Here is a 23,599-nt window from a genome sequence, read left to right on the forward strand (position 1 = left end):
TCGAAAAAATTTTTTTGGCACCCCTATGATGCCAAGAAACCTTGATATATCAACATTTCTAGAGGGAGGAAACGAAATGAAAAAATGTTGTTGTGCACCTATGCGTCATAAACCAATGCCGCCCGAGCGCGACAAGTGTCCATGCTGTGTCGAAGGAATGAAAGATGTACTAGCACAGCTAAACGGAAAAAAAGTCGATGTTGCCACGCTCGATCAAACAGGGTCAGGGCAAGGAAATAACAATTTTACTGTTGGTGAGATCGTAAATGACTTGATTGTCACAGGCACGATTCCAGGAAACGGACAAAATAGACGTTCGGCAGCATTTCCGATTTGTAACGTCGTCGGGGTGAGAGGAGATGTGTTAAAGAATATTTCTCTTCCCGCCATTGACGATACGTGTGATTGTTGTGAACGTTCAATTACAAGCTTTTTGCAACGTATTCAAGGACAAACGGTAGATGTCGATACACTTGCGACGGGACAGTTTAACAATATACAAAATGTTACAATCGATGCCGTTGGGAAGGGAACCGTGCGTTTGACAACATCAAATGAAACATGGATCATCAACAGCTGTTTTATTTCAGGCATATTTGACTTTACGCTATAAGAGAGCTTCGCTTGGCGCGTCGCTCTCTTTTTATATCGGACAACTAGGTATGTGATGTGGTGGGCATATGTCGACTTGTTGTTCGACACGCGGCGTGCATGTTGTTCCTTCAATTTCAATTTTGACACGTCCGAGCGATTGAATATGTTGACAAAGATGAACAGAAATGAGTATTTGCGGGCACGTTGTTGAAAGAAGCGCTGCTTTACAGTCAGCAACAACCGTTTCACAAACGATATCCGTCTCTGGCGGGGCGCATAATAATACGTCCTCGATCGTTGCTAGTGAAATCGGTTTTGTTTTCCATACCGTCCCATCTTTTCGTGTACATTGTAATACAATAAATGTTTCAACGAGAACATATATTTTTTGCAATGCAACTTGCTTTCCGTTTGGCAACGTGACATGCACCGTCTGGCGTTCATCAAGCACACGACAAGTCATCTGTTCTGGCACAATCGGCTGACCGCACGCATCGGTCAATATACAACGAATATGTTCACAATCGTCAAGACGATCGAGCTGTTGATGAAGTTGAATGCATACACGTCCGACGCACGTGCCATTTCCTTTACATTCAACATGCACATCGCGCAAATGTGACATCGTCAATGAACGGGATTCCCCTTCTTGTAATGAACATACGATTTCTCCGTTAATCAAAACGTCCATTTGTCGTCCGCACCCTTGTTCATATACAACCGTCACCGTTCCAAACGCATGCACATGTTCTTCCGCTGACCATACGATCGTTTTTTCCCCGCATGGCGCGCAAATGTTAACACAAATATTATGCTCGACAATCGGCTCGGTCAACGTCTCTCTTTTCGTTAATTTTACCGAACGCGAAACCCAATCAAACACTTTTTCCACATGAATACAATGCTTCTCCACCTGCCACTCCCTCCTTTTCATTCGATATATCATACTATGTGTCGATATACATTCGTGCATAGGCGTACGATGAAAAAATGTAATAAAAAATAGGTACGAAACACAGGACAACATCCTACACACTTTTTTGTTTGCTGCATTGTATATAAGGGAAGATCATTCTTCCATAAAAAACAAAAAGGAGCGGATATAATGAGCTGTGGTGGATGTTGTCCAGACCGTCCAATCGTGACGGATGAAGTTTGTCAAAACTGGGAGTTTCGTTGTGACGGTACAGATCGTACGATTTGGGAAGCAGATGGGGATGTCATTAAACCATTTGGAACCGTAACGGTATTAGTGGAAAATAGCTGTGATGGGGTTGAAGTACGTGTGAACGATACAGTAATTGCTACGTTAACAGAAGGACAATCGTTTTCTAAAACATTTAATAGTTTGAAAAAAGTATCAATTCGTTGTTTAGAAGGATCTGGCGGTTCTATTTGTTGCGGAAAGTTATGTATGACTGTGCATTATAAAAAATGTTAATGAATTAAGGTGTTCCGTTAGTTGGAACACCTTTTTAATGAATATACGTTTTCGATACTGGTTGTTCCTCAGCAGATAGTAACCGTTCAAGAAAATCGGTGCGCTCTTGTAGTTGAGCGACTTCTTTTTTTATTTCTTCCATTTGTCGTTCGATTTTCGTTACACGCGCTTCGAGGTTCCACGTTTGTTTTTCGAGGGCGATCATGTAGTTCCACATGCGCATAAATTGTTCGTCAGACAGCTCATGAGGCGCCTCTAACTGAATAATCATTCGCTTCCTGTAAACTTTTTCAATCGCTTGTTCAATGTGAGGCATATACAACGCTTGTATCCAATTTTTTTGCAGTGGGTTTGTACAATGAATGATGACTTTATCGTCTTCCATCGTCGCTGTCGTTCCTTCAATCCATGTTTCAAAAGCAAGTGAGGACATCGTGCGAGATAAAACGTTTTTCACTTCTGACCACATTGTTTTCCCCCCTTTCACACATGAAATTAAACAAAAATAAAAAAATTCCTGCTTATTTTTTTCGAAACGCCCACCATTGTTTTGTCACTTCATGAGAAATGCGATCATACAATTCATCCGTTGTTGTCGCTTTAACGACTTCGCCATCGATTAGGACAAACGGGCAATGTTTGCATGTTTTACATTTACCAACGCAATCTTTTCGTTTTATTTTGACATGTTTGAACGTTTGTTTTAGAAACATATATAACGTTTTTGTTGCAAATTTATTTTTCTTGCAAAAGTGCACTTTTTTCATTTCGTCACACTCCAAGTATGATAACTATAATCATTTTCATTTCTATCATACTTTGAATGTTTGCTTCCTTCAATAATTTTTACTTGGCATATTGTTGTAATTGCTCAAGCGAACGAATAATGTACGGAATCATCTGCAATAAATCGTCGACATGACTTTCGTTAATCATGCGTTCGAAATCAATCGTCACTTGATGAGTATATCGCTCATGTTTTGGGTATGTATACGTTAACGTTTGTATAACTGTGCGCTGTTCCCCCCAAATGTGCTTTAGCGTCTGTTCTACAGCTTGGCCATCGACATGTGTAGCCGAAAAAGAAAACGAAACGGTCATCGTGCATCCGGCCTGCGAGATTTCTTCATATAACAACTCGTTTGCAATATGTTGAAGCGTCATCGCGAGAGAAATAGTGCACGTCACTTTATGCGCATGCCGCAATTGAAAAGAAAGCGCATATGCGCGCGTAAATTTCGCTAAATCAATGATGTCTGAGCGATCAACAACTGTTACGAGTTCATCTGTTACATCTAAATCATAAACGGCTCCTTCTACGACCGTTTTTAAATTGTCGAAAATCGTTGGGTCAAACATATGCTCATCCTCTCGATTTTTTATATATTTTTGAGCGAACGGTACGCCGCTCGACTTCTGTCAGATTAACGGTGTAACCGATTCCAATCTGTTGCCGAACGAAAATTCGTCCATTGTTAACAGTTACTTCTGGATCAATGAAATCTCGTTCCCAATAATTTGCTGATGCTGCTGTATCTCCTGGAAGAGAAAAATGAGGGAGAGTTGCTAAAGCAATGCTATGTGCTCGTCCGACTCCGCCTTCTAACATACCACCACACCATACAGGAATATGATGTTGTTGACATAAATCATGAATGCGCTTCGCTTCTGTCAGTCCACCGACTCGACCAATTTTTATATTGATCACGCGGCAACTTTTTAACTCAATCGCCCTTTTTGCATCTTCATACGAACAAATGCTTTCATCTAAACAAATCGGCGTTTTCAATTCCGCCTGTAGCTTCGCATGATCAACGATGTCATCGACAGCAAGCGGCTGTTCAATCATAAGCAGCTCATAGTCATCGAGCGCTTTCAGACGGTCGATATCGCATAACGAGTAAGCGGAGTTTGCATCTACCATGAGCGGAACGTGCGGAAAATGGTGACGAATGTCTCGAACAACATCAACATCCCATCCGGGCTTAATTTTTATTTTTATACGTTTGTATCCTTCCGCAAGCGCCTGTTCGATCCGTTTTAATGTATTTGTTATCGGTTGAATGCCAATGCTGACGCCGACTTCCACTTCTTTTTTTTCACCGCCGAGCGCAGAGCTTAACGACACCCCATGTCGTTTCGCAAACGCATCCCAAACGGCTCCTTCAAGCGCTGCTTTTGCCATGTAATTGCGGCGAACAATCGAAAATCGGTCACGCAATTCGTCAGGATGATAAACGGGTGCTTGAAAAAGAAGCGGAATTAAAAACGTTTCGAGCATATGCCACGTCGTCTCGATCGTTTCCTCTGTATACCACGGAGCAGAAAACGCTACACCTTCTCCCCAGCCACACACACCGTCTTCATCAACGACTTCAACTAATAAAACAGGACGCGTTTTCATCGTCCCAAAACTTGTTGTAAATGGTGATTTTAATTCCATTTGTAAGTATCGTAAAATAACTGTATGTATTTGCACAAACATCCCTCCGAAACAATTATACAATAAATGAAAAAAGCTGACCGAGAAAACGATCAGCTTTTTTATCTAACTTGTTTTCCGTTTTCGGCTAGCAATATCAATCCAAACCGCTAAAATTAAAATGCTTCCTTTTACAATATATTGCCAAAATGTTTCCATCCCTAACAATGACATCCCGTTATCAAGAGACGTCATGACCATCGCTCCAATAATCGCTCCGATAATTGTACCAGACCCACCCATGAGCGATGTTCCGCCGATGACGCAGGCTGCAATAGCATCGAGTTCATACATTTGACCTGCCGAAATGGTCGCTGAAGATAAACGCGCGGTTAGAACGAGCGCAGCAATAGCAGAAAGTAACCCCGTAAAGACAAACAACATCATCGTATGACGTTGGATGTTAATTCCAGATAGTCGAGCCGCCTCCACATTTCCTCCAATGGCGTATACGTGACGACCAAACGTCGTTTTTGTCGCAATGAATGAAAAAATCAATGCAAGTGCAATAACAAAAATAATTGGAAACGGAATTCCTTTATAACTGTTCATCGTCAAAACGAATAACAAAATAAGTACGCTAATAACAAGTAGTTTAGCAATCTCAATCGGTAATGGTGAGACAGTAAAGCCGTATTGTTGACGCGATTTTCGCTTACGAAATGTTGAAATAAATAGCGTAACAATGGCAACCGCCGCAAGGATCATACCGAAAATATCCGTAAAATATGCGCTTCCTAAAGCAATGAACTGCGCATCAAAGATCGGAATAGTCGTCGATTTCGTAATGCCCATTAATGCTCCGCGGAAAATCATCATTCCACCTAATGTAACGATAAATGCCGGAATTGCCCGATAAGCAACTAACCAGCCTTGCACGAATCCGACAAGTGCGCCTGCAAGCAACGTACATACAATAACAACAGATGTTGGCATTCCCATCCAGTTGCTTAAAATAGCTGCAACACCGCCAGTAAGACCGACAATTGAACCGACGGAAAGGTCAATATGACCCGCGACAATAACAAGCACCATACCAATGGCTAAAATAGCTGTAACCGACATTTGTGTAAATAAATTTGATAAATTTCGAGCGCTTAAAAATGTTTCATTTAACATGCCGAAGAAAATCCAAATGGCAATGAGTGCACCGATCATCGTATAAGCACGAATATCTATTTTGCCAAATATATTTTTCTTTTTCGGTTGCTGCTCGATGACTGCTTTCACTTCCATGACTCATTCCCCTCCTGTCGCTGCCATCATAATATTTTCTTGTGTTGCTTCATCGTGTGATAACTCTTTTACGATTCGCCCTTCACGCATAACATAAATGCGGTCGCTCATTCCCAAAATTTCTGGAAGCTCAGAAGAAATCATCATGATGGCAACGCCTTCTTTTGCTAATTTATTCATTAGGTGATAAATTTCATATTTTGCCCCAACATCGATCCCACGTGTTGGCTCGTCTAATATTAAAAGTTTCGGTTTTGCCATTAACCATTTCGCCAATACAACTTTTTGTTGGTTTCCTCCCGATAACGTGCCGACAGCCGTTTCTAAGGAAGCTGTCTTCGTTTTTAGCTCATCTACATATTTTTGGCTCCACTTTAATTCTTCATTTTGATTGATAATTTGTAAGTGACTAATACTTTTTAAGCTTGCTAATGTCGTATTTGTTTTCACATCCATGCCGAGTACAAGCCCTAATCTTTTCCGGTCTTCTGTGACGAGTGCAATGCCTGACCGAATCGCATCTTGTACCGAGCGGATGTGCACTTGTTTTCCTTCCATCCATACTTCCCCTTCGGCTTTTCCTTCGTATGCACCGAATAAGCTCATCGCGAGTTCTGTTCGACCAGCCCCCATCAATCCAGCAATTCCAACAATTTCACCAGCACGGACAGTCATATGGATATTATCGTTGACTTTCATCGGCTTTTCTTTATGCCATACGGAATAGTTTTTTACTTCTAATACGGCATGCCCTGGCGTTTTTTTGACGTACGGATAACGTTCAGTCAACTCGCGCCCAACCATGAGAGCAACGACTTCATCTTCATTCGTTTCTGCACGTGAAAGAGTTGCGATTGATTTTCCGTCACGCAATACGGTAATCGAATCTGCTAATCGAAATACTTCTGGCATTTTATGAGAAATATAAATGCACGCGACCCCTTGTGCTCGTAGCTGTTCTAAAATACCCATTAAAATGTCAACTTCACTTTCTGTTAAGGCCGCAGTAGGTTCGTCTAAAATTAAAATGTTTGCTTGCTTAGCTAGCGCTTTTGCGATTTCCACTAACTGCTGTTGCCCAATGCCGAGTGAATGAATTTTTGTTTGTGGAGAAATTGTTAATCCGACTTTCTTTAACCATGTTTCTGCTTCATAGTACAATTGATCCCATTGAATGACACCGAATTTACGTGGTTCGCGTCCTAAAAAAATGTTTTCACCAACGGTCATTTCTTTGACAAGCGCAAGCTCTTGGTGAATGATTGCAATGCCTGCTTGCTCCGCATCAACAATATTCCGAAACGAAACAGGCTTCCCATCAATACGAATTTCACCGTCATATGTGCCAGCCGGATACAGCCCGCTTAGCACTTTCATCAACGTCGATTTTCCAGCACCATTTTCACCACAAAGCGCATGAATTTCTCCTTTTTTCACTTTGAAACTAACGCGGTCAAGCGCCTTCACACCGGGAAACTCTTTTGTAATATTGATCATTTCTAACGCATACATTCGTTTCACTCCCGTTGTATCATGTTGAAAATAAGGGTCTGGCAAAGCCAGCCCCTTGTTTTCATTGTTTTGGCCATTGATCTTTCGGTACGTTTTTAAATACATCTTCTAATTTGTGATAACCGTCTTTAATGACTGTGTCTACAACGTTATCTTTCGTTACTGCGATCGGATCAAGCAAGACAGATGGCACATCGATTTTGCCGTTTGATACCGTCTGGTTCGTTTCGATTTTCTCACCTTTTGCTAAAGCAACAGCCATTTCCGCTGCTTTTGTTGCAATCGCTTTAATTGGTTTGTATACTGTCATCGTTTGCGTACCTTCAACGATGCGTTGTAATGCAGCTAACTCAGCATCTTGTCCTGAAACAGGTACTTTTCCTGCTAAACCTTGTGCTGCTAATGCTTGAATGACACCGCCTGCTGTGCCATCATTCGCTGCAACAACGGCTTGAATGTTATTGTTGTTCGCTGTTAATGCGTTTTCCATATTTTTTAAAGCTTCTTCTGGTTTCCAATCTTTTGAGAATTGATCGTAAACAATTTTAATGTCGCCTTTTTCTTCAAGTGGCTTTAATACGTTCATCGCTCCTTGGCGAAATAAATGAGCGTTGTTATCTGTATCTGCTCCACCGATGTAAACATAGTTTCCTTTCGGTGCTTTTTCTACAATCGCTTGTGCTTGCATTTCACCGACACGCACGTTGTCAAACGAAACATAATAATCTACTTCCGCATTTTTAATTAAACGGTCATAAGAGATAACAGGAATACCTTCTTTATGCGCTTTTTCTACGATCGCAGCCGATGCCTCAGCGTTATGAGGTACAACGACAAGAACATCGACACCTTCCGAAATAAGCTGTTCTGCTTGGCTTAACTGTGCCGCATCATCTCCGTTCGCTGCTAACGTTTTCACTTCCGCACCAAGCTCTTTCACTTTTGCCTCAAACAATTCTTTATCTCGTTGCCAACGCTCTTCCTTTAACGTATCCATCGAAAAACCGATGACAATTTTGTCGTCGTCTTTTTTCGTCGATTCGCTTCCCCCTTCGTTTCCCGAAGATACGACACCGCACGCTGTTAATGCGGATGCTAATACAAATGTTGCCGCCCCTTTTGCGACATGTTTCCACCACTTCACACGTATTCCCCCTTGTTTTTCATATCGTTTACATATTTAAAGATACCACGGGAAAAAGAAAGCGTTTTCTTCACTTTCTTCACTTATTTGCGCTATATTCGCACAATTTAAACGCTTTCATTCCTGCGAAAAAGAATGGTCTAGCATTTTTTTGTCCAACAACAAAAAAATGCGAACGTTTTATGCACGCTCGCACACATCTTGGCGATATTCTGTTGGCGTCATATTCGTCACTTTTTTAAACACACGACTAAAATAGTTTGGGTCTTTATATCCGACACGATAACAAGCCTCTTTCACTGTTAATCCTTCATCACGCATCAATTGCTTCGCTTTTTCGATGCGTAAATTGGTTAAATAATCGATAAATGTTTGACCTGTTTCTTTTTTAAATAGTTTGCTGAAATAATACGGAGTTAAGTGAACATATTTTGCTACTTCCTCAAGCGTCACATCATAGCAGTAGTTTTCTTGCAAAAACATTTCGACTTGTTCAATGACACTACCGCCTGTTTTTATTGTCGTTTGTTCCACTTCATCCGTCAGCGGAACATCATTAATATGCATCACTCGACTGAATGAGGAGACGTAACGAACTGCTATCGATGCCTCTTTATATGAGCGTTTCATTCCATCAACACCTGACTGGATCGTGCCAATCCCGATCTTTACTCGCTGTTGTAATGCTTTCTCGAGCTGTTTTAACAGCGATTGAACAAACGAAATGACATATTCGTCCTGCTTGGCTTCAATAAAAATTGCCATTTGTCTTTGATTAAGCAAGCTACATAAACAACGTCGCTGTTGTTTTATGCATTGCTTCATCTTTTCTTCCCATTTCTCACGTTCACACGCATCAGCCTTTTCCAGTTCCACGACTATTGCGTATCCGCTTTCAAATTCCATACCGGTAAACGTATGAGCCGCACATTCATCCATCTTCCCCATGAACAACCACGTCCAAGCCATCTCGCCTAACGCTTGCAGCTGAACGAGTTTCTCACGAGCAGCCAATTGTTGTTCACGCATCGCTTGTTCTTCTGCAATTTGCTGTAACAATTTTTGTAACAAATCAATCATTTGTTGTTTTTTCGCAGGTTTTAACACGTATTCACTTACACCGAAAGAAATCGCTTCTTTTGCATATGTAAAGTAATCGTATGCAGTTAAAATAACGATCTTCGCTTGCGCATCCATTTTTCGTATTTCTGCGATTGCCTCGAGTCCTTGAATACCAGGCATTTTCATATCCATAAAAATAATGTGTGGCCGATGTTGTTCTACTTGCTGAATGGCGCTGCGACCGTGTTCGGCATGAAAAATGGTAAACATATTCGGAAAAGCCCGTTCAATCATCAATTGCAATCCTTCCCGCTCTAGCGGTTCGTCATCAGCAATGAGCAGCTTGTACATCTCTCTCCCTCCTCGGTAATCGTAAAATGATGGCGGTTCCTTCGTTTGGAGCACTTTTTATTTCAAGTATTTTCTCGACTCCGTAAAAAAGCTGAAGACGCCTCAATACATTTTCTAACCCAAGTCCTGTGGAATGACCTGTTTTCGTTAATGAATACGATGCGTCCATAATCGCTCGTTGTACATCGTACGGCATACCTACGCCGTTATCAGCAATTGTTATTTGAATGCAATTTCTTTTTTCTTCGATGATTAATTGAATATTTGCCCCTTCTTCCATTCCTTCAATCCCATGAATAAAAGCATTTTCAATAAGCGGTTGCAACGTTAAACAAGGAATGGGTTGTTCTAAACATGATTCATCCACTTTGACTTCGAAAGTCACACGATCGCGAAAACGGGCTTTTTGAATCGCAAAATACTCTTTCGCATGTTCGACTTCTTCACGCAACGTAACAGGTTGATCGAGCTTCCGTAAGTTGTATCGCAATAAATTCGATGTAGATACAGTCAGTTCACTCGTCTGTTCCGCCCCTTCAATATAGGCAAGTTTTGAGATGACGTTTAGCGTATTAAATAGAAAGTGGGGATTAATTTGACTTTGTAACGCTTTTAACTCTAGTTCACGCACAAGTTTTTCTTTTTCTAATATTTCCATATTTTTAGAGATTAATATGCGCAAATTTTCAATCATATGTTGAAACGTTTGACCAAGCAAACCGATTTCATCGTGCCCATCAAAACGAGGGATACGTGTATCTAATTGACCGGATGATATTTTTTTTGCTACGTGAACAAGGTGATGGATCGGAATGACGATGGTTCGCGATAGCCATATCGCAAATACAATGCTTAAAATGGTCGTTAAAACAAACAGCGTTCCACCGAGTTCATTCATCCGTGCCGTATGCTGTAATATTTGCTTGTATACAGGTTGATATAAGCTGAGCTCAACGTCGACAAGCGCTTGACTATCTTCTCGAATAAATGAAGCGATTTTCTCAATTTCGTTGTACTGATCCGCATAACCTGTGAATTGCTGTTTTGTCAGCTTATGAATAATCGCTTGCTCTAAATCGAGAAAAACATAAACCATATTTTTATAATTTTCAAGTGTAAACGCATCGTTTCCGTCCAATTGTCTTTCTGTTAGTTCACGATGCAACTTTTCGAGTTGTTGTTTATGTTCAATAAGCTGTTTATAATTATATTCGTCTTGATGAATTAAATAGCTACTTAAAAACCGAACATTTTCCTGAGTTTCAAGTGAGATTTGCTTGTATAAAAAAATACGTTGCATCATGACATCATAGCTTTCTTGTACTTTTTTTCCGCTTTGGAAAATAAAAAACGCAATACAATTCAATAAAAGAACGAGAAGTGGAATAAAAACAAACAATTTCGTCCGGATTTTCATTTGTTTCTCTCCTGCTGAACGTTTTGACGATCAATGACTTCAATCGCTGTAAAATGTTCTTTTTGAATTTGTTTACCAGAAAGATGCTCAACCATTAACTTGACTGCGGAATAACCCATATCGTAAGGTTTTTGAACGACCGTTGCGACAATGTCCCCTTGTTGAATGGCTTCTATTGTTTCTTCTACATCATCAAACCCGAAAATTTGAATGTCTTGACGATGTAAATTTTTTGTCGCCATTCGGATGCCGATTGCATCAAGTGCACTTGTACCGACCATTACCGAAATATGCGGATGTTTTCGCAACATTTGTTCCGCTTGAATCGACGCTTGAATGCGTGAAATGTTCGACGAGGCAACAGAAACGACTTTTAAGCGCGGATGTTGAGCAATAACAGATAAAAATCCTTGCAAACGTAGACGTTGGTTTTCTGATGTATCCGTTCCGATCATAACCCCAAGCTCACGTTCTCCTTCCACACGGGAAACAACTGCTTTTCCAAGCAATTGACCGGCTTCAAAATTATTTGTTCCAACATAAGCGATGCGACGACTTTTTGGAGCATCCGCATCGATTGTAATGACAGGTATATTTCGTGAAATTGCTTTGTCAATAAGCGGTGTAAATGCTTCGTCTTTTAGATTTTGCACAATAATTCCATCAACACGAGAAGCAATTGCTTTTTCAAGCAATTTTACTTGCTCATCAACGCTTGTTCGGAGCGGACCGATGTATTCAATATTTACATCATAGTTTTTTCCTGCCTCCTTTGCTCCTTGTTCAATTTTCCGCCAATACGGATTGTCAAATTCTTGCGATATTAAAATGACATGTGGAAGATGGGACGTTCCTTTTTGTTCGTGTTGTAGTTTTGCTACTGTTTTTTCTAGTTGCTTTGTTACAGTGATAAAATGAAAAAAAACATATAAAAACAAAAGGAGTAGTACAATAAGGCTAATTGTCCATTTTTTTTGTGCCATGATCTTCTTCACCTAATTTTACTATAATTCGTTTTGATAACGTTTACAATGATTTTCAAAGCGACAGATCGTCTGTCGCTTTATACGATAAATCGATTGGTTGTTTCTTTCATTTTTTCTGCAATGTCATACAACCGCTGGGCCGTTGCAGCCACTTCTTGTGCTGATGCGGTTAACTCTTCCGACGAGGCGGTAACTTCTTCTGTTGCAGCTGAATTTTCTTCAGCGACTGCGCTAATTTGTTCGATGCGGGCAATGACTTTGTCTTTTTCTTTAACGATTTCATCCATTGCTTGTTCAGTTGAAACGATAAGAGGAGCAATATGGCTAATGGATGTTAAAATGTCAGCGAACGAACGTACAGTTTTTTCCACCGCATTTGACTGATCTTTAATAAAGAGTTCTACTTCCCCTGATGTATGAATGACATCGTCGGTATTTTTGCTAATCGATGTAATGAGCTGAACAATGTCTTCCGTAAATGATTTCGATTGTTCGGCTAGTTTACGCACTTCATCCGCAACAACCGCAAATCCTTTTCCTGCTTCTCCGGCACGTGCTGCTTCAATCGCTGCATTTAAAGCTAGTAAGTTCGTTTGATCAGAAATTGTAGAGATCATTTCGGTAATCCCACTAATTTTTTGTACGGATGTCGTCAGTATTCGAACATGGTTTGTTACCGTTTCAAACGCTTGTTTAATTTGTTCGATCGAGTCAATTAATACGTCCATTTCTTTTTTCCCGATATCTGCCCGTTCAGACGTACGAATTGTTTCTTGCTTTACATTCGCAAGCTCTACATATACCCGCTCGACTTTTTCTGTTAAATAAGAAAGTGAATGTGTCATATCAGCTAAATCGTTCGCTTGTGCGGCAGCCCCTTGGGATACTTGTTCCATCGTTGCTGCCACTTCTTCAGTCGATGCAGACATTTGTTGAGAAGTAGCGGATAGGGCACTTGATTGTTGATCAATCGCATCTGCTTGTGCTTGAATATGAACCGCTATATTTCGGAGCGCTTGTTTCGTTTCTGCAAGGGAACGTGCCATTTCACCGAATTCATCTTTTGCCCCGAGAAGTTTTTCTGGCAACGGTTTGCTAAAGTCACCGCTAGCTATTTGTTCAAGATGTTGTTTTGCGACATGTAGCGGCTTCATAATGCGAACAGAAATAAATAAGTGATATGCGATTACTCCAACAATGACAAATAATGCAGAAATAGCGATTACTTTTACAATAACATGATCAATCTCTTGATTAACGATTTGTTTCGGCATGCCGATAAAAAACATGCCGATGACTTCATCATGAGCGTTTTTAATTGGCAAATAGCTTGTTACATACGGTTCTCCAAGTACGTTCGCTTCACCGATATAACGATTTTGTTTTTCTATGACTTGTTGCACAACTTTCGGATCAGCTTTCGTTCTGATTTGCCTTTCACCATCTTTCATAATTGTCGTAGCGATGCGTTCATCGTTAAGAAAAATCGTACTATCCGCACCAACAACTTCCTTTATGTAGTCGACAACCTCCTCGTTTTCGTTCATTTTCATTTCCCCTTTGTATAGCTCCCCATCTTTTACTTGCCATGCTCCAGGGAATTTTGCATCAATGAGTTGGAGAGCAAGTTGAGCGTTTGTCGTCATCACTTTGTTAGAGATTAATGATTGAAATTGAACATAAATGATGCCGTTAACAAGTCCAACTAGCAAAAAGACGGTAAGGATATATACAGCTACGATTTTTCCTCGCGTTTTCATTACTGTCCCCTCCATTTTTGTGAATTGATGAGCAACACTATTTTATCAAATGAAAAAAAATTTATAAATACAAATATTTCTTTATCAAAAAACAGACTTGCATTCTTTTTCACCATTTGCCAAAATCAAAATATGTTTAAATGAAAACGTGTGAGGGAGTAAAGCTGTGAAAGTTCGAAAATTATCTCGCCTATCTACCGTTCAGCTTATTGTCCTGTTTTACTTTGTAGCTGTTTGCATATCAACATTTTTACTATGGCTTCCTTTTTTTCACCAACCTGGTGTAAAATTAAGCTTTGTTGACGCATTATTTACCGCTGTGAGCGCCATTAGTGTCACAGGACTCACTGTCGTATCGACGGTCGATACGTTTAATATACCTGGTGTATTTGTGCTTGCTTTTATTCTTCAATTTGGCGGCATCGGCATTATGGCGCTTGGAACGTTTATTTGGCTCATGTTCGGAAAAAAAATTGGCTTTCGTGAACGCCAACTTATTATGACGGATCAAAATCGTTCAACGTTTGCTGGATTAGTGAAGTTAATGAAGGAAATTTTAACGCTCATTATTACTATTGAAATAATTGGGGCAATCGTTTTAGGTATATATTTTCTTCGTTATTTTCCATCATGGGAGGAAGCGTTTTTTCAAGGCTTCTTTGCGTCTGTGAGTGCAACAACAAACGCTGGATTTGACATTACAGGACAATCGCTTATCCCATTCGCTAATGATTATTTTGTTCAAACCGTACATATGATTTTACTCGTCCTAGGTGCAATTGGATTTCCTGTGCTCATTGAAGTAAAAGAATTTGTATTTCATCGTCAAAAACAGCAATATCGTTTTTCACTTTTCACAAAATTGACGACCGTCACATTTTTTCTGCTCGTTTTATTTGGAGCATGGGCAATTTTACTGATCGAATGGAATCGATTTTTTGCTAATAAAACATGGCATGAGTCACTTTTTTATGCACTATTTCAATCGATTTCTTCTCGTAACGGCGGACTAGCAACGATGGATGTGGCCGAGTTTTCTGAACCGACCTTACTTGTTTTAAGTGCATTGATGTTTATTGGTGCCTCTCCAAGCAGCGTAGGTGGAGGGATTCGAACGACAACGTTTGCGATTATGGTGTTAACTATATTCTTTTACGCAAAAGGAAAAAACTCGATTAAAGTGTTTCAACGAGAAATTCATCATGAAGATATATTAAAATCATTTATCGTGTTCGGAACAGCCTTTATGCTTTGTTTTTTAGCAATTGTGCTTCTTTCCTTTTCAGAGCCTTTTACAATGATCGAAATCGTCTTTGAAGTATGCTCCGCGTTTGGAACGACCGGCTTATCGATGGGCATCACATCCGAACTGAGCACATTTGGAAAACTAGTGATTACTGCTTTAATGTTTATCGGACGCATTGGTATTTTATCGTTTTTATTTCTCATTCGTGGCAGCAATCAAAAAGAAACGTACCATTACCCAAAAGAACGCATTATTATTGGTTAAGGCGAAGGGACTTATGCCCCTTCGCTTTTTAACATACTCTCTTTTTTACGAAACATCGTGTACATAATGAGTAGAAACGATAATATTCCAAATAGAACAACCATACGTTCTAGTCCGATTGTATCTAATAAAAATCCAGAAGCTAACAAGACCACTTGAAATGTCACACGATCAAACATGTTTTTGAATGAAAAAAAGCGACCGTGATATAATTTCGGAACGTTCGTTTGAAAAATCGTGGCGATCATCGGAAAAAAACAACCGACGCATATGCCGAACAATCCAAATGAAACAAGCGAAACCCATTTAATATGAGCAAAGTGTAAAGATAGTTGCGCTAAAGCAATGAAACAAGTTAATGCATACATCCATTTCACATACGTTTGTTCACGAGCGGCATATTTAATGAAAAAAGCCCCAAATAAAAATCCGATTCCTTCAATGGTATACAGCCATCCTTTAATTGACGAATCATGTTGCAATTCGCTAATGTTTATAACCATTAAATTAAATCCACCAATAAACAGCTGTGGAACAATCGTTAAAATAACCGCAATATAAACGATAGGGAGTTGACGAATGATTGGAAATATGTCTGTAAATCGTTGTTTTTCTTTTGTATAACTGCTTATGTCTCTCTTTTCTTCTTTTATATCAATAAAAAAAGTAAGTAGAAATAGTAAAATGTACGCAACTATCGCGCCGATATATAACGTTTGCAAACTTGTAATCATAAGGAGAACACCACCAAAGGCAGTACCAGAAATTCGTGATAACGCTGAAATATTCATGTGCATCCCATTGATCGTCATCAGTTGTTTCTCATCCCGCACAACAAGTGGGATGATTGCTTGCAACGTTGGAAAATAGAAAGCGGCTGCGACTTGAATGGAAACCATAAAACATACCATGAGGAAAATAGATTCATATTTTAGGGCGAATAACATAAAAACAACGCTACATATACGGCCAATTCCCGCATATAAAAGAATATGCTTTTTTGCGTACGTATCAATCCATCTTCCTGCTATCGGACTAACTACAACACCAGCAAGCAATCCCGAAAATAAAATAAGCGACTTCACAAAGTCAGATGGGACATGCCTTTGCATAAACTCTAAGTTTCCGATAATCCCAAGCCATAAACCAATTCCGGCAATAAACTCACCAATAAAAATAAGAATCACATTTTTATCTTTCCACATATGTATTCCCCTTCATTCGTTTCTCTCTTCCAATACATGTATTTTATTGTACAATAAAACGATGCCAAGTGCATAAAAAATAAGACTGGCACATCGCCAGTCTTACTCCACTTCTCCTTCCCAACTCATCATGCCGCCAACCATGTTTTTTACACGGAAGCCTCGTTCTGATAGCCACTCGCACGCTAATGCACTTCGGCCACCTGAATGGCAAACAACAATGTACGTTTTGTTTTGATCTAGTTCGTTTAAACGAGCAAATAGTTGCCCGAGCGGAATATGGCGCGCATTTGGGATTTTTCCTGCCGCCACTTCATGCGCCTCCCGAACGTCTAGTACTTCTACATTTGCTTCATGACGCAAGACATCTGCTTGTGTCGGTAAAATATTTTCAAACATATCTACTCCTCCTACTTTACACTCGAGTACAATTTATAACCACCGTCTAAATTTTTTGCTTCAAATCCATGTTCTTTCAAAATGCGAGTGGCTAAATATCCGCGCAAACCGACTTGACATGTGACATAAATCGTTTGATCTTTCGGTAATTCGTGAAGGCGGTCGCGCAAATCATCAAGTGGAATGTTGATGCTTCCCGGAATCGCTCCCCTTGTTTCTAATTCTCTTGGCGTACGAACATCAATGAGCAACCCGCCGTTAGCGACAATGTCATCAATTTCATGCCATTGTACCGTTTCAACCATGCCATCTAGCACGTTTGACGCTACATATCCAGCCATATTGACTGGATCTTTCGCTGATGAAAATGGAGGCGCATAAGCTAACTCTAAATCAGGCAAATCGTATACAGTTAATCCACCTTTTATCGCCGTTGCAATGACATCAATGCGCTTGTCGACTCCATCTTGTCCAACTGCTTGTGCTCCATAAATTCGACCTTGACGATCGAAAATTAACTTTAATGTCATTTGCGTTGCACCTGGATAATAGCTTGCATGGCTCATTGGATGAACGTGAACGACTTCGTAATCAACACCGTGATGTTTTAATATTTTTTCGTTCAATCCTGTTGCCGCTACTGTCATATGAAAAATTTTAGCAATCGACGTACCAAGCGTTCCGTTATACTTCACGTGACGACCGTTAATGTAGTCAGCAACAAGTCGACCTTGACGGTTCGCTGGCCATGCAAGTGGAACAAAAGTTTCAAATCCATGAATGAAGCTTTTTACTTCAATGGCATCACCGATCGCAAAAATGTTCGGGTCAGACGTTTGCAAATGTTCATTCACTTTAATGGCACCACGAAAACCAAGTTCTAGTCCTGCTTCTTTCGCCAGCTGGCTTTCCGGCTGAACACCAATGGCTAAAATAATCATATCTGTTTCGATCGTTCGCTCACTTTTTAACACGACGCGTCGACCTTCGTTTTCAAACGCTTGTACGCCATCTTCTAAAATCAAGTCAACGCCGTGCTCTTTCATGTGTGTATGCACAATCGCTGCCATCTCGTAATCAATCGGTGCCATCACTTGATTCGCCATTTCTACAAGCGTCACATGGACACCGCGTTCTGTTAAGTTCTCAGCCATTTCTACACCGATAAAGCCACCACCAATAACGACAGCTCGTTTCGGTTTTTCATTATCAACGAACGAGCGAATACGATCCGTATCTGGCACATTACGCAACGTAAAAAGCGCTTTTGCTTCGTCTATACCTGGAATTGGTGGGACGATTGGTTTTGCCCCTGGCGATAAAATAAGAACATCGTACGGTTGTTCATATTGTTCATTTGTTCGTAAATGTTTTACCGTTACCGTTTTTCGCTCACGGTTAATACTTGTCACTTCACTTAAGTTACGCACATCAATACGAAACCGTTTCGACATGCCATCAACGGTTTGAACAAGCAACTTGCTTCGTTCTTGAATGACATCCCCAATGTAATAAGGAAGTCCGCAGTTTGCGAATGAAATATATTCACCGCGTTCAAACATAATAATTTCATCTTTTTCGCTTAACCGACGCAAACGTGCTGCAGCAGAAGCACCTCCAGCCACACCACCAACAATGACGATTTTTCTCATTGTACATCCCCTCCATATACAAGTACGTGTAACCGTATTATAACAAACAATTGCTTCATAAAGTTTGAACAGTTAGTGACATTTTACCATATTTAACTCATTTACATGCTCGTGCCCTTTTATATAATATCCTTCTATTGAGAAATGATAACGTCTAAGTAAACGGATCGCGACATTTTTCTCTAGATTGCTTTTTGCAATGACAATCACTTGACGGTTCGGAATGGTTTGATAATAACGTTTTAAGTATGCAACGGGAACGCGGAGAGCCCCATTCATTTCGTCTGCCTCGTTGTAGTCACGTACATCAAGCAACGTCACATGTTCATATGATGATAAAGACGTCAACTCTTTGACACCACGAACGGGTACATAGCGATAATATAGAGCATATAGCACGAGCATAACGATTACTATATAAGTCATGTTGTCTTACCTCCCTTTCACATCATACCCTAATAGGTATATAAAATCAATAAAAAAGAGCTGATTTTATTCAGCCCTTTTTAGTGTAAGCAACCTCTGTTTTAATTGTTCTTCCATTTCAACAAGCTCTCGTTCCACTTGCTGACGCTTCATGCGCCCTTCTTGTTGAATTTTCAATGTTTCTTCAAGTGTTTCTAATAAATTTTCTTGCGTCTTTTTTAACGTATCGATGCTAACAAGCCCTTCTTCATTTTCTTTTGCTGCTTCAATTGTATTCATTTTTAACATTTCCGAGTTACGCAACAACAGCTCATTCGTCGTTTTTGTTACCGCTTTTTGTGCCTCTACCGCTTTCTTTTGGCGGAGGAGCGTTAGTGCGATAACAAGTTGATTTTTCCAGAGTGGAATGGCTGTTAAAATGGACGATTGAATACGTTCAACTAACGTTTGATTGACATGTTGAATGAGCCGAATTTGCGGTGCCGTTTGAATTGTAATTTGTCGACTTAATTTTAAATCATGAATCCGTTTTTCAAGCCGGTCAGCAAATTGAATCATATCATTGACTTCTTGCACATCCATTTGATTTTGTGACTGTAATGCCTTTTTCTCTAGCTCTGGAATCGTTTTTGTTCGCAGTTGTTCGAGCTTCAACTCAGCTGCAGCGATGTAAATGTTTAAGGCATCAAAGTATTCTTTATTTTTTTCATATAATGTTTCTAACATCATAATGTCACGAAATAACATTTGGCGATGTTTTTCAAGTTGATCAGCAATCCGATCAATGTCGACACCTAATTTTTGATATTTAGATAAAATATGTTGCACAGACTGTGTGACAGATTGAAACATGCGGGCGAAAAAACTCTTTTTATTCATTGCAAAGTCTTCAATGTTAACTTCTTTCATTTTTGTCATAAGCTCATGAATCACTTCTCCAACAGGTCCAACGTCTTTTTTTTGCACATGATTTAAAATCGAATGGGAAAAGCGTGACAACTCCGCTTGCGCTGCTACTCCATATTGTAAAATAGCTTGATGATTGCGCGGATCAATTTGCTCAGCAAGTGCTAACGCTTTCTGTCGATGCTCTTCTTTTAATTGATCAATGAGACGCGGAGATGATGGATTGACGCTTGCTTCTGTCACTTCGCCAAATGGATTGGCAAGCAACGAATCGATCGAACTTGTCCAAAGCATTTCATCGTTTTTGCTCATGCCTTTTCTCCTCCGTCACTGTTATTGTATGTTTTGTTGGTAAAGAAAAGGGATCGTCTGATGCAATCGTATGTTTCACAAGCTTTACTTCCGTCTTTAAATCAAACAAATCTTCTTCAAGCATGTCCAACAGTTCATTTTCCGCTTTCATTAGCGCCAGATCAAGTGCTTCCTCTGCTTCCCTCATCGCCTGTCGAATCTCCTCTCTTTTTACGGGTTGTTTTGTTAAATAAATATATTTATCAATAATGGTAACAATGGAGTCCAATGTTGTGTTAAAAAACGGTTGCGCAACAGCGAGACGATCAGGTTGCTTTTCGACAATTTCAATTATTTTTTGACAAATGGAGTACAAACGGGAAAGTTTAGAAAACATCGGGGCCGAACGAATTCTCCACAAACTTTGTCCGATTCTCCGAACCTTTTTTTTCGCATCTTTCAATCGCTCGTCTTTAAAATCATGCAATCGATCCTTCTTTTCTTTTTTCTTCATGTAAACGGAATACATCATTCCTACACTTACACCAATCAAAAATGAGATGAAAAAAGGCAAACGAAATGCAAGCAGCGAGATCAGAGCACTAAATAAACCGATATTCCATGATACAAACCATCGCCATATTGTTCGAATGAATCGTTTCATCGTTTTCCTCCAATCGTCTATGATCCTTTATTTTACTATGATTTTTTATGAAATGAAAATGATGACTATATTACGTACGAACGAGAAGATATGTTTCGACTTTGACAAAAAAAGACGCAACATGTCGTTGCATCTTTTAGTTCGAATCGAAACGAACGATACGAATCCGCTCTCCTCCAAAGAGCGATATTTGCTTCGTTTGTTCTCGTTCATCTGTCACCATTTTCACTTCATATAGGCCTGGAACATACTCTCCTACTTTCACTAACGATGCATTCGTTTCACCGACGTATGTGTCGTTAATCAAAATACGAGCCCCTTGCTCGTTCGTTTGCACATATACATGATACAGCGTCGGTTCAAATTTGTACGTTCCTTGCGACAATTTCATTAAAAAAATCGGCGGAGTTGACGTTAATCCTTTTATGTAAACTCGATCATCTTTTTGTTGCGCTAACTCTTTCCTTATTTGGTCATAACCCTCTGGATGTTTACGTAAATACGCAAAAAGTGGTAAAAGTGACGCCTTTTCTTCTAATGGAGCATCAATGAACTGTTTCAACGCATGCATATCTTCTTGACGTAACGCGGTGATGAATTGCTCAATTACTTTCTGTTCACTCGTCTCTTGTTTCGCCACTCCCCATGCACCGACGACACACGCGCTTACAACGAATAATAAACATACAAAAACAAATGGTCGTTTTTGTTTTCGTCGTTCGCTTCGTGTCATCGCTTCTTTTTGTAATCCCCCTTTTTCATTCACACGTATTTCCCCTCTTTTCTCATATTTACATCATCATATGTATGAGAAGAAAAGGGAAAATATGAGAAAAAGAAGGGGCTACACACCATATATGTACATCACGGTGTGCGCCTTGTCAACGACAACGTCACAACTTCCCAATATGCCCATTTTTTTATTTATGTATCATTTTACAAACAGGCTTTCCATGCCGAATGAGAATAATCATGCACGCTTTCCCTCCATCATTTGAAACATAACAGCATACAACCATGCGCTACATACGGCAAGTAACATTAAAATAAAAAACGTCCAATGATACGCAAAAGGAAGCGTCAAAGCGAGTGGAGCCATCATGCGCCCAAGCGTAAAACGTAGGCTCGCTGCAGCAAAATATTGTCCACGCATATGCTCGGGTGCCAATTTAGCAACAAACGTTTGTTGTAAACCGACTGTCATCAGTTCTGCTAGCGTAAATAAAGCAATTAAAAAGATCATCATCCATAGAGATGTGGTTTGACCAAAAAGAAAAATGGCGATTCCGTAAAAAAGTGAAGAAAAGACAAACACCCATTTTTCTTTATAGTTTTCCATCCACTTCGTCACAGCTACCGTAAATAAAGCAACAAGCAATCCGTTTTCCGCAATCAGAACACTAAACGCCTTCTCCCCGCTCAACGAAAGCGACCAATGTCCGACAGAAAATAACGTTTGTTTTGAAACGACTTCCTTTATGTAAACAGGAAGTAAAATGTCGAGTTGCATAAACGTTTGTGCCACAAGAATACCAGCAACAATAAATAAAAGAAACGTACGATCTTTTACGATGAGGCGATAATTGTTTAACTGCTCAATAAAAAACATATACCATGTTCCTGTTGTTTTTCTCCATATCGGTGCTGTTTCATCTAAATAAATAAAAAGAACAATCGCAACGATCGCACAAAACGTCCCTGCGATGAGAAGTAAGAAAAACTGGTGTTCAGGATAAAATACTCCTCCAAGGAGTGGACCGATGACAACCATGATGTTATTCATCGTATAAAATACAGCAAACACGCGACTTTGATCTTTTTCTGAAACAACATCTGCAACCATCGCCTGACTTGCAGGCCAATAAAGTGAGCCGCATACGCCTACGAGGGCAAAACAAATAAAACTCATCAACGGTGATGAGAATAACGGAGAATTGGATAGTGCAAATAAGAAAAAAGCAAGCGCTTGTCCACACGCTGCAAGCACCATCATCTTCTTTCTTCCAAATCGATCAGCAAAATACCCTCCAAGTAAATTAGCAATTACCGAAAATAATTGCGAAATAACAAGCAATACACCTGTTTTTTCTCGACCGAATATGCCAGAAAAATAAATGGCGATAAAAGGAAATATCATCCAAAAAGTAACTCCAACGAGTGATTCCCCAATTAAACGAATACGTAAGTTTCGATCCCAATCTCGTATTCGCATCGTAATCCTCCCTTCTTAAAACAACTATTTTGTTATTATACCATTTTCGTACAAAAGTTTCGCTAATAAAAAAGATTGACAAAATAACAGAAAAATAAGAAAATAAAATCAAAAGGAAGTGAGCACTGTGAAAATAGTGAAAAATGTTATCGTTTCATACGCGACGGTTGTGGCCATTATTGCATTACTCCCTGCTTTTCTAATTACAAATGATGTAAGTATTATCGATTCATTTCTTTCCGCAATAAAAGACTAAATCTCCTGCCTAGGCAGGAGATTTCAAAGTGTTGAAAAAGTGGGGAGTCAAGAAAAAGTTCACTTTCCTCGTGAATTTTTTCTTCTTTTCTTT

The 23,599-nt window shown here is 39.8% G+C and carries 23 protein-coding genes; 3 read left to right on the forward strand and 20 right to left on the reverse strand.

The window, feature by feature from the left end; translation table 11 throughout:
* Nucleotides 1-76 precede the first annotated feature (76 nt).
* Nucleotides 77-613, forward strand: a complete 537-nt coding sequence (locus LD028_RS08045; protein WP_237811513.1) for a hypothetical protein — start codon at nucleotides 77-79, stop codon at nucleotides 611-613.
* Nucleotides 614-643: 30 nt separating this feature from the next.
* On the opposite strand, the gene LD028_RS08050 is transcribed toward LD028_RS08045, so the two are convergent.
* The gene (locus LD028_RS08050; RefSeq protein WP_237811514.1) at nucleotides 644-1,507 is read right to left on the reverse strand and encodes a BMQ_0737 family morphogenetic spore coat protein; all 864 of its coding nucleotides are present in this window, start codon (nucleotides 1,505-1,507) and stop codon (nucleotides 644-646) included.
* Between the two features lie 192 nt (nucleotides 1,508-1,699).
* Here LD028_RS08050 and LD028_RS08055 point away from each other — a divergent pair, with 192 nt between their 5' ends.
* Nucleotides 1,700-2,035 carry a DUF3992 domain-containing protein gene (locus LD028_RS08055; RefSeq protein ID WP_237811515.1) on the forward strand — a complete coding sequence of 112 codons (336 nt, stop codon included), beginning with the start codon at nucleotides 1,700-1,702 and terminating at the stop codon, nucleotides 2,033-2,035.
* A gap of 34 nt (nucleotides 2,036-2,069) precedes the next feature.
* Here LD028_RS08055 and LD028_RS08060 read toward each other — a convergent pair whose 3' ends face one another.
* From LD028_RS08060 to LD028_RS08110, 11 genes are all read right to left on the reverse strand, one after another.
* On the reverse strand, nucleotides 2,070-2,504 hold the full coding sequence (locus tag LD028_RS08060; protein ID WP_237811516.1) for a DnaA N-terminal domain-containing protein: 435 nt from the start codon (nucleotides 2,502-2,504) through the stop codon (nucleotides 2,070-2,072).
* A gap of 52 nt (nucleotides 2,505-2,556) precedes the next feature.
* The gene (locus LD028_RS08065; protein ID WP_077428459.1) at nucleotides 2,557-2,802 is read right to left on the reverse strand and encodes a YuzB family protein; all 246 of its coding nucleotides are present in this window, start codon (nucleotides 2,800-2,802) and stop codon (nucleotides 2,557-2,559) included.
* A 79-nt stretch (nucleotides 2,803-2,881) separates the two neighbouring features.
* Nucleotides 2,882-3,394 carry a hypothetical protein gene (locus LD028_RS08070; RefSeq protein ID WP_237811517.1) on the reverse strand — a complete coding sequence of 171 codons (513 nt, stop codon included), beginning with the start codon at nucleotides 3,392-3,394 and terminating at the stop codon, nucleotides 2,882-2,884.
* Nucleotides 3,395-3,398: 4 nt separating this feature from the next.
* Nucleotides 3,399-4,520 (reverse strand): o-succinylbenzoate synthase, encoded by a 1,122-nt coding sequence (gene menC, locus LD028_RS08075; RefSeq protein WP_237811518.1) that lies wholly within the window; start codon nucleotides 4,518-4,520, stop codon nucleotides 3,399-3,401.
* A gap of 63 nt (nucleotides 4,521-4,583) precedes the next feature.
* Complete coding sequence (locus LD028_RS08080) at nucleotides 4,584-5,753, reverse strand: sugar ABC transporter permease (protein WP_237811519.1); 1,170 nt, start codon at nucleotides 5,751-5,753, stop codon at nucleotides 4,584-4,586.
* A 3-nt stretch (nucleotides 5,754-5,756) separates the two neighbouring features.
* Nucleotides 5,757-7,265, reverse strand: coding sequence for a xylose ABC transporter ATP-binding protein (locus tag LD028_RS08085; protein WP_035019686.1), 1,509 nt, complete (start codon nucleotides 7,263-7,265; stop codon nucleotides 5,757-5,759).
* 61 nt (nucleotides 7,266-7,326) lie between these two features.
* Nucleotides 7,327-8,409: a D-xylose ABC transporter substrate-binding protein gene (xylF, locus tag LD028_RS08090; RefSeq protein ID WP_006318730.1), complete on the reverse strand. Its 1,083-nt coding sequence runs from the start codon at nucleotides 8,407-8,409 to the stop codon at nucleotides 7,327-7,329.
* 180 nt (nucleotides 8,410-8,589) lie between these two features.
* On the reverse strand, nucleotides 8,590-9,822 hold the full coding sequence (locus LD028_RS08095; RefSeq protein WP_237811520.1) for a helix-turn-helix domain-containing protein: 1,233 nt from the start codon (nucleotides 9,820-9,822) through the stop codon (nucleotides 8,590-8,592).
* Entirely contained in the window at nucleotides 9,800-11,239 is a 1,440-nt protein-coding gene (locus LD028_RS08100) for a sensor histidine kinase (RefSeq protein ID WP_012574929.1), read from the reverse strand. Before LD028_RS08100 ends, LD028_RS08095 begins: the two co-directional genes overlap by 23 nt.
* Nucleotides 11,236-12,222, reverse strand: coding sequence for a sugar-binding protein (locus LD028_RS08105; protein WP_237811521.1), 987 nt, complete (start codon nucleotides 12,220-12,222; stop codon nucleotides 11,236-11,238). Before LD028_RS08105 ends, LD028_RS08100 begins: the two co-directional genes overlap by 4 nt.
* A gap of 80 nt (nucleotides 12,223-12,302) precedes the next feature.
* On the reverse strand, nucleotides 12,303-13,985 hold the full coding sequence (locus LD028_RS08110; protein ID WP_237811522.1) for a methyl-accepting chemotaxis protein: 1,683 nt from the start codon (nucleotides 13,983-13,985) through the stop codon (nucleotides 12,303-12,305).
* Nucleotides 13,986-14,151: 166 nt separating this feature from the next.
* Between LD028_RS08110 and LD028_RS08115 the strand changes: the two genes are divergently transcribed.
* Nucleotides 14,152-15,495 carry a TrkH family potassium uptake protein gene (locus tag LD028_RS08115; protein WP_237811523.1) on the forward strand — a complete coding sequence of 448 codons (1,344 nt, stop codon included), beginning with the start codon at nucleotides 14,152-14,154 and terminating at the stop codon, nucleotides 15,493-15,495.
* Between the two features lie 11 nt (nucleotides 15,496-15,506).
* Here the strand turns inward: LD028_RS08115 and LD028_RS08120 are convergent, their stop codons facing one another.
* From LD028_RS08120 to LD028_RS08155, 8 genes are all read right to left on the reverse strand, one after another.
* A complete protein-coding gene (locus LD028_RS08120) occupies nucleotides 15,507-16,700 on the reverse strand; it encodes an MFS transporter (RefSeq protein WP_237811524.1) in 1,194 nt (397 codons plus the stop codon).
* A gap of 102 nt (nucleotides 16,701-16,802) precedes the next feature.
* The gene (locus LD028_RS08125) at nucleotides 16,803-17,099 is read right to left on the reverse strand and encodes a rhodanese-like domain-containing protein (RefSeq protein WP_035046943.1); all 297 of its coding nucleotides are present in this window, start codon (nucleotides 17,097-17,099) and stop codon (nucleotides 16,803-16,805) included.
* 11 nt (nucleotides 17,100-17,110) lie between these two features.
* Entirely contained in the window at nucleotides 17,111-18,751 is a 1,641-nt protein-coding gene (gene cdr, locus LD028_RS08130) for a CoA-disulfide reductase (protein ID WP_237811525.1), read from the reverse strand.
* Between the two features lie 72 nt (nucleotides 18,752-18,823).
* Nucleotides 18,824-19,177, reverse strand: a complete 354-nt coding sequence (locus LD028_RS08135) for a rhodanese-like domain-containing protein (protein ID WP_077428467.1) — start codon at nucleotides 19,175-19,177, stop codon at nucleotides 18,824-18,826.
* Between the two features lie 66 nt (nucleotides 19,178-19,243).
* The gene (locus LD028_RS08140; protein ID WP_237811526.1) at nucleotides 19,244-20,395 is read right to left on the reverse strand and encodes a toxic anion resistance protein; all 1,152 of its coding nucleotides are present in this window, start codon (nucleotides 20,393-20,395) and stop codon (nucleotides 19,244-19,246) included.
* The gene (locus tag LD028_RS08145) at nucleotides 20,379-21,038 is read right to left on the reverse strand and encodes a 5-bromo-4-chloroindolyl phosphate hydrolysis family protein (protein ID WP_237811527.1); all 660 of its coding nucleotides are present in this window, start codon (nucleotides 21,036-21,038) and stop codon (nucleotides 20,379-20,381) included. Before LD028_RS08145 ends, LD028_RS08140 begins: the two co-directional genes overlap by 17 nt.
* 136 nt (nucleotides 21,039-21,174) lie before the next feature.
* Nucleotides 21,175-21,804, reverse strand: a complete 630-nt coding sequence (locus LD028_RS08150; protein ID WP_237811528.1) for a PEGA domain-containing protein — start codon at nucleotides 21,802-21,804, stop codon at nucleotides 21,175-21,177.
* A 204-nt stretch (nucleotides 21,805-22,008) separates the two neighbouring features.
* Nucleotides 22,009-23,250, reverse strand: a complete 1,242-nt coding sequence (locus LD028_RS08155) for an MDR family MFS transporter (protein ID WP_077428472.1) — start codon at nucleotides 23,248-23,250, stop codon at nucleotides 22,009-22,011.
* Nucleotides 23,251-23,599 lie beyond the last annotated feature (349 nt).

The organism is Anoxybacillus sp. LAT27 (assembly GCF_022030075.1).
In the GTDB taxonomy this organism is placed as follows: Bacteria; Bacillota; Bacilli; order Bacillales; family Anoxybacillaceae; genus Anoxybacillus; species Anoxybacillus kestanbolensis.

What these genes read in the sequence shown, in the direction of transcription:
- LD028_RS08045 (WP_237811513.1), top strand. Translation starts at nt 77, where the DNA reads ATGAAAAAATGTTGTTGTGCACCTATGCGTCATAAACCAATGCCGCCC.
- LD028_RS08055 (WP_237811515.1), top strand. Translation starts at nt 1,700, where the DNA reads ATGAGCTGTGGTGGATGTTGTCCAGACCGTCCAATCGTGACGGATGAA.
- LD028_RS08060 (WP_237811516.1), bottom strand. Translation starts at nt 2,504, where the DNA reads ATGTGGTCAGAAGTGAAAAACGTTTTATCTCGCACGATGTCCTCACTT.
- LD028_RS08065 (WP_077428459.1), bottom strand. Translation starts at nt 2,802, where the DNA reads ATGAAAAAAGTGCACTTTTGCAAGAAAAATAAATTTGCAACAAAAACG.
- LD028_RS08070 (WP_237811517.1), bottom strand. Translation starts at nt 3,394, where the DNA reads ATGTTTGACCCAACGATTTTCGACAATTTAAAAACGGTCGTAGAAGGA.
- menC (WP_237811518.1), bottom strand. Translation starts at nt 4,520, where the DNA reads ATGTTTGTGCAAATACATACAGTTATTTTACGATACTTACAAATGGAA.
- LD028_RS08080 (WP_237811519.1), bottom strand. Translation starts at nt 5,753, where the DNA reads ATGGAAGTGAAAGCAGTCATCGAGCAGCAACCGAAAAAGAAAAATATA.
- LD028_RS08085 (WP_035019686.1), bottom strand. Translation starts at nt 7,265, where the DNA reads ATGTATGCGTTAGAAATGATCAATATTACAAAAGAGTTTCCCGGTGTG.
- LD028_RS08095 (WP_237811520.1), bottom strand. Translation starts at nt 9,822, where the DNA reads ATGTACAAGCTGCTCATTGCTGATGACGAACCGCTAGAGCGGGAAGGA.
- LD028_RS08100 (WP_012574929.1), bottom strand. Translation starts at nt 11,239, where the DNA reads ATGAAAATCCGGACGAAATTGTTTGTTTTTATTCCACTTCTCGTTCTT.
- LD028_RS08105 (WP_237811521.1), bottom strand. Translation starts at nt 12,222, where the DNA reads ATGGCACAAAAAAAATGGACAATTAGCCTTATTGTACTACTCCTTTTG.
- LD028_RS08110 (WP_237811522.1), bottom strand. Translation starts at nt 13,985, where the DNA reads ATGAAAACGCGAGGAAAAATCGTAGCTGTATATATCCTTACCGTCTTT.
- LD028_RS08120 (WP_237811524.1), bottom strand. Translation starts at nt 16,700, where the DNA reads ATGTGGAAAGATAAAAATGTGATTCTTATTTTTATTGGTGAGTTTATT.
- LD028_RS08125 (WP_035046943.1), bottom strand. Translation starts at nt 17,099, where the DNA reads ATGTTTGAAAATATTTTACCGACACAAGCAGATGTCTTGCGTCATGAA.
- cdr (WP_237811525.1), bottom strand. Translation starts at nt 18,751, where the DNA reads ATGAGAAAAATCGTCATTGTTGGTGGTGTGGCTGGAGGTGCTTCTGCT.
- LD028_RS08135 (WP_077428467.1), bottom strand. Translation starts at nt 19,177, where the DNA reads ATGACTTATATAGTAATCGTTATGCTCGTGCTATATGCTCTATATTAT.
- LD028_RS08140 (WP_237811526.1), bottom strand. Translation starts at nt 20,395, where the DNA reads ATGAGCAAAAACGATGAAATGCTTTGGACAAGTTCGATCGATTCGTTG.
- LD028_RS08145 (WP_237811527.1), bottom strand. Translation starts at nt 21,038, where the DNA reads ATGAAACGATTCATTCGAACAATATGGCGATGGTTTGTATCATGGAAT.
- LD028_RS08155 (WP_077428472.1), bottom strand. Translation starts at nt 23,250, where the DNA reads ATGCGAATACGAGATTGGGATCGAAACTTACGTATTCGTTTAATTGGG.